Genomic DNA, 17,531 nt, shown 5'->3' on the forward strand with positions numbered 1-17,531 from the left:
TTCACCTTTCGGTCCGGTAGCCCCCTCGCACCGCAACCTAGGCCCAAGTTCCCACCACCGCACGCCAGATGGGCCAGATGGGTCACCCCGTACCGCGATCGGGCTGGGCGCCTCCGGGCGGTGCTGCTCGCGGGCCAGGATGCCGGTGGCCCGCGACGAGCGCCAGTCGAACAGGAGCGTGCCGTCGCTGCGCGGCTCCGGCACGAAGTCGCCGTTCGCGCACGTCGTCCGGGGGTTGCGGGTGACCCTCTCGTGGCCGGTCAGCCGTTTCGGGAGGCGCTCGGTGAGCAGCCAGAGCGTGGTGCAGCCGAGCGGTGAGTACTCGACGTCCGCGAACTCCTCGCCGATCCGCGCGTCGCGGATCCGTACGAGGAGGACGTGCTTCTCGCGGCCCTGGGTGATGCTCCCGCCCCACGTCCCGGCTCAGGACGCCGCCGTGGCGGTGGCCACCGGGCCCGGAGCCGTCGACGCGTACGTGCTCGCCGGTGCCGAGGCGGCGGCCGGCCCGTCGGAGGACGCCGGGTGCGGGGAGTCGTTCCCCGCAAGCTGCCACCAGGTCAGGACGGCGGCGAGTCCCGCGAGCAGCGTCCCGAGACCGCCGAGGTCGGTGGACCAGTGGCCCAGCCGGGCTCGAACGGCTTGCTGCCGTGACCGCCCGGGCGGTGCGCCGGGTCTGCCGCCCGGAGTGTTCCCCGGCCCGCCACCGCCGCTCGGCCCGCCACCGCTGCCCGGACCGGTCCTTGGCCCCGGGCCGGTACCCCTGTCGTTGCCATCCCGACCACCCCCGGCGGCATCGTTCCCGCTGCCGGAGGCTCGAACCGCGTGGTCGCTCCCCGGTAGACGCCCGCACCGGGCGACTTCCCCACGCGGTCCGCGGGCGCTCCTCCGGAGGCCGGACGTCAGGCGCGCAGTTCCGGTGCCCTGTCGACGGATCCGCCCGGGGGAGTGCTCGCCGGTTCGGCCGTCGGTGCGGCCAGCGCCGCCAACCGCCTTTCGCAGGAGCGGCGTTGTACGACGGAGAGTCCCGCGACGGCGGCGCCGAGGGTGAGCCAGCCCGCCGGCCCGGCGGCCATCACCGCGCCGGTCAGCAGAAGCGGACCGGCCGACTTCTGGACGGACTGGGCCATGCCGGCCACGCCCAGGTAGGAGGCCCGGGCCCGTTCGGGTGCCAGCGAGACGGCCAGCTCCCAGGAGCTCACCGACCGCATCAGCTCGGCGGCGGTGACCAGCATCGCCGCGACCAGCAGGGCGGCCGCCGCCGACCAGGCTCCGCCGCCGGTGCCGAGTGCCACGACCGCGCAGCCCGCCGACATCGCTACCCCGTACAGGGTGACCGCCGCCGCCGCGCGGTGCGGGCCCTCGGCGCTTGCGGAGACCCGGAGTTGGAGCACCACCACCAGGACGGTGTTGATCGCGAGGAAGGCGGGCACGAGGGCGTGCGGCGCCGAGGTGTGGTTCACCAGCCAGAGCGGAAGCCCGACGTTGAGCACCGAGTCGTCCAGGCTCATCGGGATGTCCAGGAGGACGAAACGCAGGTACCCGCGGTCCCGCCACGGGCTGGGTGCCGGCTCCTGTGCCGGGGCGCCCGGCGTATCGGCCCGCGCCGCGACCCGGCCGCCACCGCGCGGTTCCCGGGTGCGCCACACCAGGGCGGCGGTCACCGCGAAGGACAGCGCGTTGCCGAGGACCAGTGCCCGGTAGGCGTCGGTGGTGCCCACCGCCAGGCCGACCGCCGCGATGCCCGCGCCCAGCGCGTACCCGGCGTTGGCCGCGCTGCGGGTGAGTGCCTGGTAGGTGGAGCGCCGCTCGCCCGTCGCCCGGGTGGCGAAGAGCATCTCCAGCGTCTTGGCCGCCCGCTCGCCCAGGGAGGTCACCGCCATCACGGCGAGCAGCGCGGTGTAGCCGTCGCAGACCAGCAGCAGGCCCATCGTGGCGATCCGCACCAGGTGGCACCCGATCAGCAGCCCCCGGACGGGAAACCGTTCGGCCAGCTGCCCGGCCAGCGGGGAGCCGGCGATGCCCGCCACGGCGGCCACGCCCAGCAGCAGGCCGACCTGCTGCGCGTCCAGCCGGGTGACGAAGGTGAAGTACAGCACCGAGGCCGCGGCCCACACCCCCGTGCCGGTCCGGTCCAGGAACTGGGCGAGCAGCATGATCCGCCCGTCCCGTCCGCCCGGTGGCCGCCGCAGCTGCGCCAGTAGTCCGCCCCCGTGCTGTGCCATGACCCCTGCCCCTCGCCGTTCCGGTGTTCGGAGAGCAGCCTGCCGGACATGAATCTCGACGTCAAGATACTTGATGTCAACAGACCTCGTGAGGGGACTTGCGGGGAGCACCACCCGCCGCCCGGCCGACCTGTCGGACCTCGAAGCTAGGCTGGGAAGCCCGCTGTCCGCACCGCTCCGGAAGGCCCCGGCCGATGTACGCCCTGCACGCGCTCTGGCGAGCCGACGGCCGCCTCGCCCTCTGGGCGGAGGATGCCGCGGTGTACCGGGAGGGCCGCGCGGCGGCCGACCGGAGTGCGGCGGACGGCGCCCGGGCCGGCGCCCATCCGTTCGCCTGCGCGGCCGCCGACGTCGCGCGTCTGCTGGGCGCGATCGGGCCGGGCCTCGACTGGCTCGCCGGCCAGGGGGCGGAGCGCTGGACCGGCCTGCTGCTGCCCGCCCTCGGCGGCCGACCGGTGCCCTCGCCCGATCTGCCGGTCGGAGCCGCGCCGCGCGGGGTCACGCTCAGCCCCTGGCGGGTGCCGACGCTGCTGTTCGACGCCGCCGAGGCGGCCCAGCTGCTGGGTGCCCTGCACGACCCGCACTGGCCGGGTGCGACCGTCGAGTTCCCGGGCGGCGAAACCGTCGAGGTCGCCTACGGCGCCTCGCTGCGCTGGCTGTCCGCCGTCCACGACCTCGCCTGGCGGCTGGTCGGGCGAGGGCGGCTGCTGCCCGCGCTGGAGCAGGAGCGGCCGGGGGAGTGGTACGCGCGCTGGCGGCCCGCGCCGGACGCCGCGGCCCGCCGGGAGCTCGCGGCCCTGGCCGCCGGCTGCCCCCCGGTCTGCCGCGCCGAGCACGCGCCCGCATCGCCCGCGCCCGGAGCGCCCACGTCCGGCCAGCACACGCCCGCACCGCCCGCGCCCGGACCCCCCACGCCCGGACCACGGACAACGGAGCCGGCCCCGGCCGGGCGCAGCGCCGTCGACCTGTCGACAGAACTGCTGGACACCCTGGTCGACCGCGAGGCCCGGGCCGCGCTCGCGGACCTCGAACCGCCCGCCGAACCGTGGCTCGCCGCGCTCCACTCCGCCGACGGCCGGCTTCCCGAGCGCCCGCCCGCCGACCTGCCCGAGCGGCTCGCCGGCTGGTACGCCGCCCGGTCGCCGGACAGTCCGGTCCGGCTGAACCTGCGCCTCGGCGAACCGCTCGGCCCGGACCCGGACGACCCCGACGGCGGCGCCGTCGCCGACTCCTGGCGGCTCGACCTGCTGGTCCAGGCCGCCGACCGGCCGTCCCTGGTGGTCCCCGCCGCCGCGCTGTGGGCCGAGGACGAGGCGTACGCGGCCCTGGCCCGCACCGTCCCGGATCCGGCCGAGGCCTACCTGGCCGAGCTCGACCGGGCCGCCCGGATCCACCCGCCGCTGCGCACCGCCCTGCTGGACCCCCGCCCCACCGGTGTCGACCTGGACCGCGACGGCGCGCTGGACTTCCTGCGTGCGGCGGCGCCGGCCCTCACCCGGGCCGGCTTCGGGGTGCTGCTCCCGGCCTGGTGGCAGCGGCGCCCCCGGATCGGGCTGGTCCTCACCGCGGCTCCGGCCGCCACCCCCGGCGCGGTCAAGCGCACCGCGCAGATCGACCGGGATGCCGTACTGGCCTTCCAGTGGCAGCTCTCGCTCGGTGAACTGGCCCTCACCGAGCAGGAGTTGGCCGAACTTGCGGCCGCCCAGCAGGGCCTGGTCCGGCTGCGCGGCCGCTGGATCGAGGTCGACCAGGCCCAACTCGCCGCCGCGGTGAGGTTCCTGGCCGACCACGGCAGCGGCACGATGGAGCCGGTCGAGCTGCTCCGACTGGCCGTGGACGACCGCGCCAGTGTGGACGGCTTCCCCGTCACGGCCGTCCACGCGACCGGGCCGATCGGCGACCTGCTGGCCGGTCGGCCCGGCGACGCCGACCGGACGCCGCAGCTGCCCGAGGCCTTCACCGGCACTCTCCGCCCCTACCAGCGAAGGGGGTTGGCCTGGCTGGACGCCATCGGGCGGCTCGGCCTGGGCGCGGTGCTCGCCGACGACATGGGGTTGGGCAAGACCGTCCAGACCCTCGCCCTGCTCGCGCTGGAGCAGGAGCGCGGCGCGGCCGGGCCCACCCTGCTGGTCTGCCCGATGTCGCTGGTCGGCAACTGGCAGCGGGAGGCCGCCCGGTTCGCCCCCAACCTGCGCGTGCACGTCCACCACGGCGCCGACCGCTCGGCGCCCGATCCGTCCGCCGATCTGGTGATCACCACCTACGGGCTGGTCCAGCGCGACGTCGCCGACCTGCGGCGGATCCGCTGGCGGCGGATCGTCGCCGACGAGGCCCAGCAGGTGAAGAACCCGGCGGCCCGGCAGTCCAGGGCGCTGCGATCACTGCGCTCCGGCCCCCGGATCGCCCTCACCGGCACCCCCGTCGAGAACCGGCTGGCCGATCTGCACGCCGTCCTGGACTTCGCCAACCCCGGCCTGTTCGGCAGTGCGGAGTCGTTCAAGGAGCGTTTCTCGATCCCGGTCGAGCAGTCCGGCAACGCCGAGGTCGCGGCCCGGCTGCGGCGGTTGAGCGGTCCGTTCCTGCTCCGCCGGAGCAAGAGCGACCCGCTGATCGCCCAGGACCTCCCGGCCAAGCAGGAGTTCACCGTCCACTGCGGGCTCACCGCCGAACAGGCCGGCCTCTACCGGGCGGTGGTCGCCGATCTGCTGCGGCGCCTCCAGGGCATCCGGGGCGTGGAGCGCAAGGGGGCGGTGCTGGCGGCGATCGGCCGGCTCAAGCAGGTCTGCAACCACCCGGCCCAACTCCTCCACGACGGAACGGAGGTGGCCGGGCGCTCGGGCAAGGTCGAGCGGCTGGTCGAGGTGCTGGAGGAGGCGCTGGCCGAGGGGGACCGCGCGCTGGTCTTCACCCAGTACGCCGAGTTCGGCGCGATGCTCCAGCCGTACCTGAGCCGCCGCCTCGGCGGCGAGGTGCTGTACCTGCACGGCGGGGTGCCCCGGGGGCGGCGGGACGACCTGGTCGAGCGGTTCCGGGCCCCGGACGGCCCGCGGGTCTTCCTGCTCTCGCTCAAGGCCGGCGGCACCGGTCTGAACCTCTCCGCCGCCAACCAGGTGATCCACCTGGACCGTTGGTGGAACCCGGCGGTCGAGGACCAGGCCACCGACCGGGCGCACCGGATCGGCCAGCGCCGCGACGTGCAGGTCCGGCGGCTGGTCTGCGTCGGTACCGTCGAGGAGCGGATCGCCGACCTGATCTCCGCGAAGCGCGCGCTGGCCGACGCCGTGGTCGGCGGCGGCGAGCAGTGGCTGGCCGAGCTGTCCACCGAGCGGCTGCGCGAGCTGCTGACCCTGTCCGCCGACGCGATCGGGGAGTGACCCGCCGCCATGCCACCACCCGATGACCGCCCGTTGACGGAGTCGCTCGACACCTTCTGGCAGGGCAGGGTCCCGCCCCCGATCGAGGCCGCCGACGCCGGCCCCGAAGCGGCCCCGGCCGTCGACGGGTTGGTCGCCTCCGGGATCACCGTGCGCGGCCGCCCACTGGAGGCGCTGCTCGCCCCCGCGTACCGGCGGTTCACCGACACCGGCTGACCGGCGAGGAGGTTCCCTCCCGGCCCCGCCCCGCCGGGCGAGCGGCCCCTCCCGGTCCCAACCGCGCCGCCGGTACCCGCGGTTCACGCCGCGGGCACCGGCCGGGCAGGCGGCAGGCCGGGCTACCGAGCCGTCAGCGGGTAGTGGTCGGAGAGGTCGTTGTAGGTGTAGCTCGTACCCCAACTGCTCACCGTCCAGGGCGAGCTGTGGAAGCGGACCACCGTGTTGGTGTAGCGCGCGGGCCGGGCGTGGTCGGCCCGGTAGAGGACGTAGTCCAGGTCCTCCTTGGGCTCACCGGGGTAGCGGTAGGCGGCGATCGAGTTGTCGACCGTGTCGAAGGAGTTGGCCCAGCCGTCGCGGGTGTCGGCGGGCGCCACGTTCGCGTTGGTCAGCAGCGACGGGTACTCGCTGCCGTGCGAGTCGATGTTGAGGTCGCCCGCGATCAGCACCGGCTCGGCGGCCGGGATGTTCTTGCCGTCGATGAACGCCTTCATGGCCTTGAGCTGCGCCGCCCGGACCGCCGCGGGCTGCCCGGCCGAGCAGCCGGTGTCGGTGGACTGCAGGTGCGTGCCGATGACGTGCGTGCGCAGGCCGTTGACGTCCAGCACCGCGTAGACGAAGCCCTTGTTCGACCACCAGTCGCTGCCGCAGGCGTCCTTGAAGACGTACTGCTCCTTGCGCAGGATCGGCCACTTGCTGAGCAGCGTCACCCCGCCGTCCTCCGGGGTGGTGGAGGTGTAGCTGCCGCTGGTGGCGTCCCAGCCGGAGGTCGAGCGGCCGACCACGGGGGTGTGGTACGGGTACGCGGCGGAGGCCTGTGCGGTGAGCAGGTCGGAGGCGCTGTTGTCGAAGGCCTCCTGGAGCACGACCACGTCGTGGCCCTGGAAGACGTCGGTGGCGGCGATCGCCTTGGCCCGGTAGTCCTGGCCCCAGTTGGGGTACAGGTTCTTGCTCATCAGGAAGACGTTGTACGTCAGCACGTCGAGCGGCGCGACCGACGGGGTGGCGGCGCTCGCGGTCGGCGCGGTCACCGCCTGGGCGGCGGCGCAGGGGGCGAGCAGGGCGGCGGCGACGGCACCGGCGGCGGCGAGTCGCGAGGCGCGCCGGAGGGTGGTGGGAGTTGGCATGCGCGCAGTCAACGCGCTCCCGGCCACGTCCGGCAAGACGTTCGACAAGCAGTTTGTGAACTCATCGGTAACTCAAAGATGTCTGCTCAACTGGCTTTCCGGATCGTGGACTTGCCTGGACAACTTGTTCGGCCACCACATGTGCCGGTCCAGGTCCATGGTCAGCGCGGTGACCAGCACCGAGCGCACCACCAGGGTGTCCAGCAGCACTCCGAGTGCCACCGCGAAGCCGATCTCGGCGAACCCCACCACCGGCAGCGTCCCGAGCACCGCGAAGGTGCTGGCCAGGATCAGCCCGGCGGAGGTGATCACCCCACCGGTCGCGGCCAGCCCGGCCACCGCCCCCTGCCGGGTGCCGAGTCGGGCGGACTCCTCCCGCACCCGGCTCATCAGGAAGATGTTGTAGTCGATGCCGAGCGCGACCAGGAAGACGAAGACGAACAGCGGGAACGCGTTGTCCTGGCCCTCGAAGTGGAAGACGTGCTCGAAGAAGAACGCGCTGATCCCGAGCGCCGCCGCGTAGGAGAGCACCACGGTCGCGATCAGCACCAGCGGCGCGGTGACGGCCCGCAGCAGCACCGCCAGGATCACCAGCACCACGCCGAGCACCAGCGGGATGATCGTCCGGTTGTCGTTGGCGGCGGCCCGTCCGGCGTCCAGGATTACCGCCGTGCTGCCGCCCACCTTGGCGTCGGCGTTCGGCACCGCGTGGACGGCGGCCCGCACCCGGTCCACGGTGTCCTTGGCGGCCTGGCTGTCCGGCGGGTCGGCGAGCGTGGCCTGGAACAGCGCCTGCCCCTCGTGGGTGGTCGGGGTCGACGTCCCGGCGATCCCGGGGGTCTCCTGCGCCACCGCGCGGACGGTACCGGCCTCGCCCGCCGCGCTGATCACGGTCAGCGGAGCGCCGGTGCCGCCGGGGAAGTGCTGCTCCAGCACCTGCTGGCCGACCACCGAGTCCGGCGTCCCGGTGAACGAGCCGGCCGTGCTCAGACCGGTGGCGTTCAGCGAGACCAGCCCGATGCAGCAGGCCCCGAGGGCCAGCGCGGTGCCGATCCACACCTTGCGCGGACGGCGGTTGATCCAGCCGCCGACATGGGCCCACCGGCCGGTCCTGGTCGGCTCCGGCGTCCCGTACGCGGGCTTGACCGGCCAGAACACCCAGCGGCCGACGACCACCAGCAGCGCCGGCAGCAGCGTCAGCATCGCGGCCAGGGCGACCAGCACGCCGATCGCGCAGACCGGGCCGAGGCCCCTGGTGGAGTTCATCTCGGCGACCAGCAGGCAGAGCATCGAGGCGACCACGGTGGCCGAGGAGGCCAGGATCGCCGGCCCGGCCCGGTGCAGCGCGAACGCCATCGCCTCGTGCCGGTCCTCGTGCCGGCGCAGCTCCTCCCGGTAGCGGGCGGTGAGCAGCAGCGCGTAGTCCGTGCCGGCGCCCAGCACCAGCACGATGAGGATGCCGGCGCTCTGCGCGTTGACGGTCAGTCCGGAGTGCTCGGCGAGGAGGTAGATCACGGCCTGGGAGACGACGAGCGCGCCCGCCGCGGAGATCAGCGGCAGCGCCCAGAGCACCGGGCTGCGGTAGGTGAGCAGCAGCAGGATGATCACCACGCTGATGGTGGCGGCCAGCAGGGTGCCGTCGATGCCCGCGAACGCCTCGGCCTGGTCGGCGCCGACCCCGGCCGGGCCGGTGACGTGGGTGGCCATGCCCATGCTGTTGTCGGCGGCGGTCGCGCGCATGCTGTCCACCGCCGGACGCAGGTCCTGCCAGCCGCCGGTGCCGATGTCGACCGGCACGATCGTCTGCATCGCCTGGCCGTCGGCGGAGACCACCGGTCCGACCACCGGCCCCAGGACGTGCGGGGCGCTCGCGAAGGCCGTCGCGTCGCGGGCGGCCTCGACCCGGTCGGCGGGGGTGATCCCGCCGTCCCGCTGGTAGACCACCACGGCCTGCGCGGTGTCGACCGGTTGGAAGGCCCGCTGTTCGTTCAGGACCTGGGTGGACTCCGCGTTGCCCGGCAGCCAGCTGGACGCCTGGTTGTCCTCGGCGTCGGTGAGTTTGCCGGCCAGTGGCCCGGCCACCACCAGCAGCACCAGCCACAGCGCCAGGACCACCCACTTGCTGCGGCGGCCGCACGGCAGGGTGGCCAGCTTCCGGGTCGGGCTCATCGGAAACTCCCAGGGGCCTCGGGCGTCAGTCGTCCCAGCCTCCCACCGCCCCCGCTACCCGGCAGCCCGGGCTGAACCGGTCGGGGGGCGGCCCGTACCGAACCGGGCGGGGGCGGCCCGCCGGGCGTGGTCCGCGAGCCGCCCGCGGCGCCGGAGCCCGGCGGCTACGCCGGTACGGCGGCCCGCGCGCGGAGCTCCTTCAGGACCGCGATGTCCCTCGCGTGCCCGGTGCCGTCACCCCCGTGCTTGCGGTCCGGGGTCTCCACCAGAAGCGGGACACCGGCTGTCGCGGGGTGCTCGAAGAGCTCGCGGAACGGCTCCGCCCCGATCAACCCGGTCCCGATGTTGGCGTGCCGGTCCTTGCGCGCGCCGACGGCGTCCTCCGAGTCGTTGGCGTGGATCAGGCGCAGCCGGCCCGGCCCGGCGGCCGCGACCAGGGCGTCCAGCGTCGCACCGGTGCCGCCCGGCGCCGCGAGGTCGTGACCGGCCGCGAAGGCGTGGCAGGTGTCCAGGCAGACCCCGACCCTCGGGTGGCCGTCCAGCGCGTCGAGGTACGCCGCCAGGTCCTCCATCCGGGAGCAGAGCGAGCTGCCCTGACCGGCCGTCGGTTCCAGCAGCAGCCAGGGCGCGTCCTCGCCGAGCGCGTCCAGCTCGTCCAGCAGCGGCCGGACGTCCGCGCGGACCTGGGCCATCGCCTCGGCCCGCCGGGAGCCGCCGCCCGGGGCCGTCCCGACCGCCGAACCGGTGTGCAGCACCACGCCCGCGGCGCCGATCGCGTGGCCGCGCAGCAGGGAGTGCCGTAGCGAGTCGGCCGAGCGTTCGCGGGTCGCCGCGTTGTCCGAGCCGAAGTTGATCAGGTACGGCGCGTGCACGTACGCCGGGATGCCCTGCTCGGCACAGGCGGTGCGGAACTCCGCGTCCTGGGCGGGATTGCCCGGGGGAGTGGCCCAGCCGCGCGGGTTCGCCACGAACACCTGCACCGTCTCGGCACCGACCCGGCGCGCGTACGCGAGGCCCGTCCCGGCCAGTCCGCGGGCGGCCACCGGCACGTGGGCGCCGATCGGATTGCGGGCGGAGGCGGCGGGTACGGCCGCGGCGGGCGGCGCGGCGACGGCGGTGTTCATGACCCCGAGCATGCCACGCGGGCCGGCGGGCCCGGCGCCCGGACGGGTGCGGTCCGGACGGGCTCGCCCCGGCGACCGGCCACGGCCGGGCGCACGACAGGCCCCGGTACGCCCCGGTGGCCCCGCTCCCGCTCCCCGCTACGACCGCCGCGCTTCGACCGGCCGGCCCGACGCCGGCCCGGACCGGCCGGGCGCCACCCCGGCGTACCGCACACCCCGGCGCACCCGCCCGACGACGCGCCCGACCGCACCTCTCGCGGCCGGGCGCACCGACGTGCTGCCCGGCTCCCGCTGCCGCCACCGTGCCCGCCCGCCCACCGCCGCCCCGCCCCGCCGCCGCCCCACCCCGAGTCTCCCCGCCCACGGCCCCGATCCGTCGTCCCCCGCCCCGCCCCGACCCACCCCCGCCGCCCCGCGCCACGCCGACGGGCCCGCCCACCTGGCCGACGCCCCGTCAGTCCCGCAGCCCAGCCCTGGTGGCGGGCCCCCTCGCACGCCCATAGCGTCGATTCGGCCGACACCCACCGGCCGTCATCCCCCGCACACTCCGTGTCACCGCGCCGGCGTCCCCGCGAGCGCGCAAGAAAGCAGGTCACCACTCATGCCCACGCGACGGGTCCACCACCTCGCCGCGGCCACCGCCGCCGCCACGACCGCACTCACCACCGCCCTGACCGCGCTCGGCGCCGCACCTCCGGCGCACGCCGCCGGGACGGTGCACCTCGTCCAGCCGGGCGAATCGATTCAGCAGGCCGTCGACGAGGCCGGCCCCGGCGACACCGTCCAGCTGCTCCCCGGCACCTACCGGGGCAGCGTCCGGATCACCACCCCGGGCCTCACCCTGCGCGGCGCCGGCCCGGACAGCGTGGTCGCCCCCGGTGACGCCGCCGACGGCAACGCCTGCGCCACCGCCGGCCACGGCCTCTGCGTGGTCGGGGCCGACGCCGGCCCGCTCACCGACGTGACGATCGAGGCCCTCGCCGTCACCGGCTTCCGCAAGAACGGCATCAACGCCTCCGGCACCGACCGCATGACCGTCCGCGCCGCCTACGTCCACGACAACGGCCAGCAGGGCATCAGCCAGGAGAAGTCCACCCGTGCGGTGATCACCGGCAACGAGTCGACCCGCAACGGCCAGTCCGGCGTCTTCCTCGCCAACGCGGTGGACAGCGAGGGCGGGGCCCTCACCACCGACGGCACCGTGGTCAGCGGCAACCTGCTCACCGACAACCGGATCGGCGTCACCGTCCGCCGGCTGCGCGACCTCAGCGTCGAGGCGAACGAGATCCACGGCAACTGCGGCGGTGTCTTCATCGTCGGCGACGAAGGGGTCCCCCGGGCCGGGGCGCTGAGCGTCAGCCACAACCGGGTCGTGGCCAACAACAGCTACTGCCCGCCCAACCCCCGCCTCGACGCCATCCAGGGCACCGGCATCCTGCTCACCGGCGCCGAGGACACCACGGTGGCCGACAACGAGGTCACCGACAACGTGGGCGCCTCGCCGATGTCCGGCGGCATCGTGCTCTTCCGCAGCGTGGTCGGCGTGGCCAACGCCCGGAACACCGTCACCGGCAACCACGTGGTCGGCAACGGTCCGGCCGACCTCGCCGACCGCGACACCGGTACCTCCAACTCCTTCGCGCGCAACCAGTGCGCGGTCTCCGAGCCGGCCGGCCACTGCTGAGCCGCAGGCCCCCACCCGCGGCCGCGGGGCACCCCGGCCACCCGGCGAAGCCCCGGCTCCCCCGTCCCCCAGCCCACCTCCCACCTGCAGAAAGACGGCACATGACCACCGCACCCGCCACCACCCCGCAGGCCGCGATGCGCCTGCGGGAGCTCGTCTTCGGCGCCGCCTGCGCCGCCGCCGTCCGCGCGGCCGCCAGGCTCGGGGTCGCCGACGCGCTCGGCGACACCCCGACCACCGTCACCGACCTCGCGGCCGCGCTCGACACCGAGCCCAAGCCGCTGCGCCGGCTGATGCGTGCCCTCACCTGCTACGGCATCTTCCACGAGACGGGTGACGACCGCTTCGAGCACACCGAGATGTCCCGCCTGCTGCGCGAGGACGCCCCGAACAGCCTGCGCTACATCTCCCTCTGGTGCACCGAGCCGTGGACGTGGGAGGCCTGGCCGAAGCTGGACGAGGCCGTCCGCTCCGGCCGCAACGTCTTCCCCGAGCTGTTCGGCAAGGAGTTCTTCGACTACCTGCACAGCGAGGGCGGGGACTCGGCCAAGGTCTTCGACAAGGCGATGACCACCTCCAGCCGGCAGTCCGCGGTCGACTTCGCCGAGTACCTCGACCTCACCGGGATCGACTCGGTGGTCGACATCGGCGGTGGCCAGGGCCATGTGCTGGCCAGCCTGCTGGAGAAGCACCCGGCCCTGCACGGCACCCTGCTGGACCTGCCCAAGGTGGTCGCCGGCGCCGACCCCCGGCTCCGCGACGGCGGCGCCTTCGCGGCCCGGGCCCGGCTGGTCCCCGGTGACTGCCGGGTGGACATCCCGGTCCACGCCGACCTCTACATCATCAAGAACATCCTGGAGTGGGACGACGAGAGCACCCGTCGCACCCTCGCCAACGTGGTCCTGGCGGCCCGCCCGGGCGCGCGCGTCGTCGTGGTCGAGAACCTGGTCGACGACAGCCCGTCGATGCGCTTCACCACCGCGATGGACCTGATGCTGCTGCTCAACGTCGGCGGCGCGAAGCACTCCAAGGAGAGCCTGGTGCGGCTGATGGAGGAGGCCGGACTGGACGTGGCCGAGGTCCGCCCGGTCAACCCGTACCTGCACGCCTTCGAGGCCACCGTGCGCGGCTGACCGCCACACCGCACCGAGCGACCGCCGGCCCCGCAGTGGGGACCGGCGGTCGCTCGGTGTCCGGGCTCACGCCTTGCGCGAGGACTCCAGGTGCGCGAAGACCACCACGTTGTCCAGGTAGTCCTTGCGCTTCTTGTCGTACACGCCGCCGCAGGTGATCAGCCGCAGCTGGGAGTCGGTGGTCTTCCCGTACACCTTCTGGTCGGGGAAGGCGTTCTTCGCGAAGGTCTCCACCGAGTCCACCACGAAGACGGCGACCGTGCCGTCGGCCCGCTGCACCTCGACCTTGTTGCCGGGGACGACCAGGCTGAGCAGCAGGAAGACCGCGGCGCCCTTGGCGGTGTCGACGTGACCGGCCACCACGGCGGCGCCGCGTTCACCGGGCGAAACGCCGTCGCGGTACCAGCCGACCAGGTTCTTGTCCTCCGGCGGCGGTGCGTTGAGCTCACCGGTCGGGTTGAGCGTCAGCTCGGTGAAGGGCGCGTCGACGGCGATCTGCGGAATCCGCAGCCGGGTCGGCTTGGAGCGCTTCAGCACGGGGGCCGCCGGCTTGGCGGCGGCCGCGGGCGAGGCCGCGCCACCCGGGGACGCGCTCGCGGTGGCGGCCGGGGGAGCGGCCTGGCCGGGTCCGGGATCGGACGCGGGCGCCAGGTCCACCGAGTTGTAGATCATCAGCAGACCGGCGGCCGCGGCGCCCATACCCACGCGCAGCAACCGGGACGTTCCAGTGGCCGGACCGGCCATCGTTCCACTCCTAGGTCATGCCGGTCGTCACCACCGGGCGGTGTTCGCTGTCCACGGGCGGCGCCTGCGGCCGCCGGGCACGGCGCCGCCCGCCCCGAAGAGGAGGGGCCGGGGCGCCGCCGCACGTGCCCCCGCCGTGGCCACCACTGAGGACGGTGGCCACGGCGGGCAGGCTACGGAGAGAGCCCGGTCAGATCGCGGCGCCGCTGGTCCGGCGACCGCGCCGCAGCGCGATGGCGCCGGCGCCCAGGCCGCCGAGCAGCAGGACGGCGCCGGAGGCGAGGCCGCCACCGGACAGGGCGAGGCCGCCGCCACCGGTGTGCACGCCACCGTGCGGAGTCTTCTCCTCGGCCTTGTGCTCCTCGCCGGAGGGCGCGGAGGGCGCGGAGGGCGCGGCCGGCGCGGAGGGCACGGACGGGGCGGCCTTGTCCTGCTTGTCGTCCCAGGTCTTCTGACCGTCGGGGGCGGCAGCCTTGTCCTGCTTCTCCTGCCAGGTGAGGTTCTTGTCGGCGGTGCCGTCCGCGTACGCGGCGGGGGCGGCAACGGTCAGGGCGGCGGCGACGGCCGCTCCGGCGAGCAGCGTGCGTGCAGAACGCATGGGGTGGGTCCTTCCGGCGCGGGCCGCGACTGCCGACACGTCGTCGGGCAAGGGGACTCGCGGAGTGCGCCTGAACCACCGTCATCCACCGCGGCGGCCGTTGCCACCGGAGGGCGGCGGTGGCCGGTGTGGCGGTGCGCCCTTCGAGTGGACTCCTGGGCGGGTTCACCCGAGTGCCCCGGCGATCCGGGTGATTCGGTATCCGGGCCCCGGACGCGCTGCGGCCGCCGCCGGCCGGGGCAGGGCCGGCGGCCACCGCCCCGGCCCCGGTCACGTCGAACGCCGGGCCCGGGGCCACCGCCGGAGCGCCGGGCCCGACCGCGGCCCGGTTCAGTGCAGCTGCTGCACGCCCCCGCTGTCGCGGACGAAGACGGACCGGGTGTCGGTGGCCCGGTAGCGCTCCTTCAGGGTGAACGCGGCGGGCGTACCGGGTGCGGGTGCGTCCGGGGCCTCGTAGTAGAGGACGTACGTCTTCGCGCTGTCCGTCTGGCTCTCCAGCTGGAGCCAGCCGGTGAATCCGGCGGCCGGGAAGGTGCCGGTCGCGGTGACGGTCGTGGCGGAGGACGTCTGGCTGAACGCGAAGGCCGCGGTGCCGAGCTGGAGGCGCTTGTGCCCGCTCTCGTGCCAGCGGCGGAAGAGCGCGATCCACTCCTGCGGCCACGGGCCGCCCTCGGAGTCCGGAGGCATCCCGGCGCCGTCGATCCGGGAGAGGATGTCGTCCGCGTTCGCGACCACGGAGTCGAAGTCCCAGAGGTCGACCGCGAAGGTCATGTGCTCCTGGTCGGTCGCCCGGAACATGGGCTGGATGTGGAGTTCGAAGACCGGAGTACGCATCTCAGCCGTACACCTCCATCAGGACGTCCTTCAGGGCGACCTCCTGGAGCAGGCCGGGAGCCTCCTGGGGCCGGCCGTAGGGGTCGGGGGAGGGGAGGTACTGGAGCGTCAGCACGAGGTCCTCGGGGGCCGGGGCCGCCGCGAGGACGGCCGTGACGTCGAAGCGCGCGTTGCACTCGGTCGGGTGGTGGGCGTGCGGCCGGCCGCCTGCGGGGCGGTCGTCGGGGGCCGTCCGGTGCGACTTCCACATCGTGACGTAGCCGACGCCGTAGTGGTCGGCGAAGTCCGGGTCGTCGGCCCGGAACGCGACGTCGGCGGGGTGGACGTAGGCGCGCAGCACGTAGCTGCCGGCGACCGGGACCTTCAGGTCGTCGAGCCGGACCATCACCTTCCGCGCCTCGGCCGGCGGGGCGGCGAGGCTGAACTCGGCCCGGGAGTCGGCCCGCAGCGAGGCCGTGAGGCTCGGCGCGGACACCAGGCTCAACGGCTGGGCCGCCAGCAGCCGGCGGACGACCGGCTGCGGGGTCGGCACGTCGAAGTCGGCCTTGAGCCGGTCGGTGAGTTCGTACCGGTAGCCCAGCGCCACGGTGTCGGCGAAGTCCGCCACCTTGTGCTTCTCCTGGGAGAGGAAGCCGCGCAGGTCGTGGTCGGGCGAGGTGGGGGCGGGGAATCCGTTGCGGCGCTGCCACTCGGCCCAGAGCAGGTCGATGAAGGCGTGGAAGCTGTAGTAGATCGGGTCCACCGACGCGGTGGACGGGTCCGCCATCAGGCCGCCGATGTAGTTGCCGTGCATGAAGTTGTGCGGGCCGAACTCCAGTCGCCCGAAGTCACCTCCCGGGTGGGCCGCCGGGAAGCCGCCGAACTCGCCCTGGTCGGTCTCGGTGGTCACGATGTCCAGGGTGTCGGGCGGAAGTGCCGTGGCCACGGGGTTGCGGTCCTCGACGAGCCCGGGCAGCGAGAACGCGGCCGGGAACTTCCCCGTCGTCTCCGGGTGCAGCCAGTCCCAGTAGGGCAGCGTGACGTTCGCCGTGCGCGGGGGGTCGGACTCCTGCAGGAGCTTCTCGAAGTGGTACAGGTGCGAGCGGTGCCACGGCAGGAACAGGTCGTTGCCGTGCTCGCACGGGCCCACGAACATGTCGTTGTGCAGGGCGGCCTGGAAGTCGTACCCGGTCTCGTCGTCCGGATTCGCGGCGGACCGTGCGCGCAGGATCCCGAGGGCGTGGACGTAGTCGTCCAGCTCGGCCGGGCTGAGGGAGTTGATGTCGCGTCGACTCGTGGTCATGGGGTCACCTCCGTTGTGCGGCACACCGTATGCGCACGGAGGGATCGCCCTGGCGAGCCGTGCGGTGCGGCGCGCTCCGCGCCAGCCGACCGGCGTACCGCCCGGCGCCGGATCGCCCGCCCCGGCGCTCGGTGATGCGCCGGTCCGCGCCCCTGGCCGCGGCACCGCCCTCGGTGGTGACATGTACTCGACAAGCCTGCCGGATGGCACGCACGTGGGGGTGCGGCCCGTGACCGGTGGGCCGACGGAAGGAAATGCCCGTGACTGTACGCATGATGGCCGCCGGCGGTGCGGCGGTGGCAGCGCTGCTCGGCTCCTCGCTCACCGGCGTCGGCGGCGAGGCCGCCGCGACCGGCTGGAGCACGCCGCCGCCGGACAAGATCGTCATCGACGTGGCCACCGTCAACGGGTCCGGCTGCCCGGCGGGTACCGCCGCCATCGCCGTCTCCCCGGACAACACCGCCTTCACCGTCACCTACAGCGACTACATCGCGCAGGTGGGCGTCGGGTCCAAGCCCACCGACTTCCGGAAGAACTGTCAGCTCAACCTGAACGTCCACGTCCCGCAGGGCTTCACCTACGCGATCGCCGCCGCCGACTACCGGGGCTACGCGCACCTGGAGCCGGGGGCGTCCGCCGTGCAGAAGGCGAACTACTACTTCCAGGGCTCGCCCCAGACCACCTCGCTCAGCCACAAGTTCACCGGGGCCATCGACGACAGCTGGCAGGCGACCGACAGCGTCGCCGTGACGGCGCTGGTCTGGGCGCCCTGCGGGGAGCTGCGCAACTTCAACATCAACACCGAACTCCGGGTCAACGCCGGCACCTCGGACCCGACCAGGACCACCAGCTTCATGACCATGGACTCCACCGACGGCAGCATCAACACCGTCTACCACCTCGCCTGGAGGCAGTGCCCCTGACGCCGGACGCGCACGGCCCGGCGGGCCGCTCCCCGACCTGCGCCGGGGGTGGGCCTCACGGGCCTGGGTCCGACGGCTCAACTTGCCTCGCGGCTTTTCCA

The 17,531-nt window shown here is 74.4% G+C and carries 13 protein-coding genes; 5 read left to right on the forward strand and 8 right to left on the reverse strand.

The genetic code is table 11. From position 1 onward, the window contains the following. Window positions 1-899 precede the first annotated feature (899 nt). Window positions 900-2,222, reverse strand: coding sequence for an MFS transporter (locus ACZ4UX_RS26235; protein ID WP_465708464.1), 1,323 nt, complete (start codon window positions 2,220-2,222; stop codon window positions 900-902). 194 nt (window positions 2,223-2,416) lie between these two features. Here ACZ4UX_RS26235 and ACZ4UX_RS26240 point away from each other — a divergent pair, with 194 nt between their 5' ends. Together ACZ4UX_RS26240 and ACZ4UX_RS26245 are read left to right on the forward strand one after the other, a co-directional pair. Then, window positions 2,417-5,596 (forward strand): SNF2-related protein, encoded by a 3,180-nt coding sequence (locus ACZ4UX_RS26240; RefSeq protein ID WP_465708465.1) that lies wholly within the window; start codon window positions 2,417-2,419, stop codon window positions 5,594-5,596. A 9-nt stretch (window positions 5,597-5,605) separates the two neighbouring features. After that, entirely contained in the window at window positions 5,606-5,812 is a 207-nt protein-coding gene (locus ACZ4UX_RS26245) for a hypothetical protein (RefSeq protein ID WP_465708466.1), read from the forward strand. Between the two features lie 122 nt (window positions 5,813-5,934). Here ACZ4UX_RS26245 and sph read toward each other — a convergent pair whose 3' ends face one another. The 3 genes from sph to ACZ4UX_RS26260 form a co-directional block, all read right to left on the reverse strand. Then, window positions 5,935-6,939, reverse strand: coding sequence for a sphingomyelin phosphodiesterase (gene sph, locus ACZ4UX_RS26250; RefSeq protein WP_465708467.1), 1,005 nt, complete (start codon window positions 6,937-6,939; stop codon window positions 5,935-5,937). A gap of 72 nt (window positions 6,940-7,011) precedes the next feature. Beyond that, a complete protein-coding gene (locus tag ACZ4UX_RS26255; protein WP_465708468.1) occupies window positions 7,012-9,108 on the reverse strand; it encodes an MMPL family transporter in 2,097 nt (698 codons plus the stop codon). Window positions 9,109-9,272: 164 nt separating this feature from the next. Beyond that, complete coding sequence (locus ACZ4UX_RS26260) at window positions 9,273-10,232, reverse strand: deoxyribonuclease IV (RefSeq protein WP_465708469.1); 960 nt, start codon at window positions 10,230-10,232, stop codon at window positions 9,273-9,275. Window positions 10,233-10,833: 601 nt separating this feature from the next. Between ACZ4UX_RS26260 and ACZ4UX_RS26265 the strand changes: the two genes are divergently transcribed. Continuing rightward, window positions 10,834-11,916: a right-handed parallel beta-helix repeat-containing protein gene (locus ACZ4UX_RS26265; RefSeq protein ID WP_329490966.1), complete on the forward strand. Its 1,083-nt coding sequence runs from the start codon at window positions 10,834-10,836 to the stop codon at window positions 11,914-11,916. A gap of 101 nt (window positions 11,917-12,017) precedes the next feature. Then, window positions 12,018-13,049: a methyltransferase gene (locus tag ACZ4UX_RS26270; RefSeq protein ID WP_465708470.1), complete on the forward strand. Its 1,032-nt coding sequence runs from the start codon at window positions 12,018-12,020 to the stop codon at window positions 13,047-13,049. Between the two features lie 66 nt (window positions 13,050-13,115). Here ACZ4UX_RS26270 and ACZ4UX_RS26275 read toward each other — a convergent pair whose 3' ends face one another. The 4 genes from ACZ4UX_RS26275 to ACZ4UX_RS26290 form a co-directional block, all read right to left on the reverse strand. Next, window positions 13,116-13,793 carry a class F sortase gene (locus ACZ4UX_RS26275; protein ID WP_329490968.1) on the reverse strand — a complete coding sequence of 226 codons (678 nt, stop codon included), beginning with the start codon at window positions 13,791-13,793 and terminating at the stop codon, window positions 13,116-13,118. Window positions 13,794-13,983: 190 nt separating this feature from the next. Further along, window positions 13,984-14,391, reverse strand: coding sequence for a hypothetical protein (locus tag ACZ4UX_RS26280; RefSeq protein ID WP_465708471.1), 408 nt, complete (start codon window positions 14,389-14,391; stop codon window positions 13,984-13,986). Window positions 14,392-14,721: 330 nt separating this feature from the next. Further along, window positions 14,722-15,225, reverse strand: coding sequence for a hypothetical protein (locus tag ACZ4UX_RS26285; protein ID WP_359836030.1), 504 nt, complete (start codon window positions 15,223-15,225; stop codon window positions 14,722-14,724). 1 nt (window position 15,226) lies between these two features. Further along, window positions 15,227-16,507, reverse strand: coding sequence for a tyrosinase family protein (locus tag ACZ4UX_RS26290; protein ID WP_465708472.1), 1,281 nt, complete (start codon window positions 16,505-16,507; stop codon window positions 15,227-15,229). 254 nt (window positions 16,508-16,761) lie between these two features. Here ACZ4UX_RS26290 and ACZ4UX_RS26295 point away from each other — a divergent pair, with 254 nt between their 5' ends. Continuing rightward, window positions 16,762-17,430 (forward strand): DUF4360 domain-containing protein, encoded by a 669-nt coding sequence (locus ACZ4UX_RS26295; RefSeq protein ID WP_359806188.1) that lies wholly within the window; start codon window positions 16,762-16,764, stop codon window positions 17,428-17,430. The last annotated feature ends 101 nt before the right edge of the window (window positions 17,431-17,531 follow it).

The organism is Kitasatospora sp. NPDC028961 (assembly GCF_055564815.1).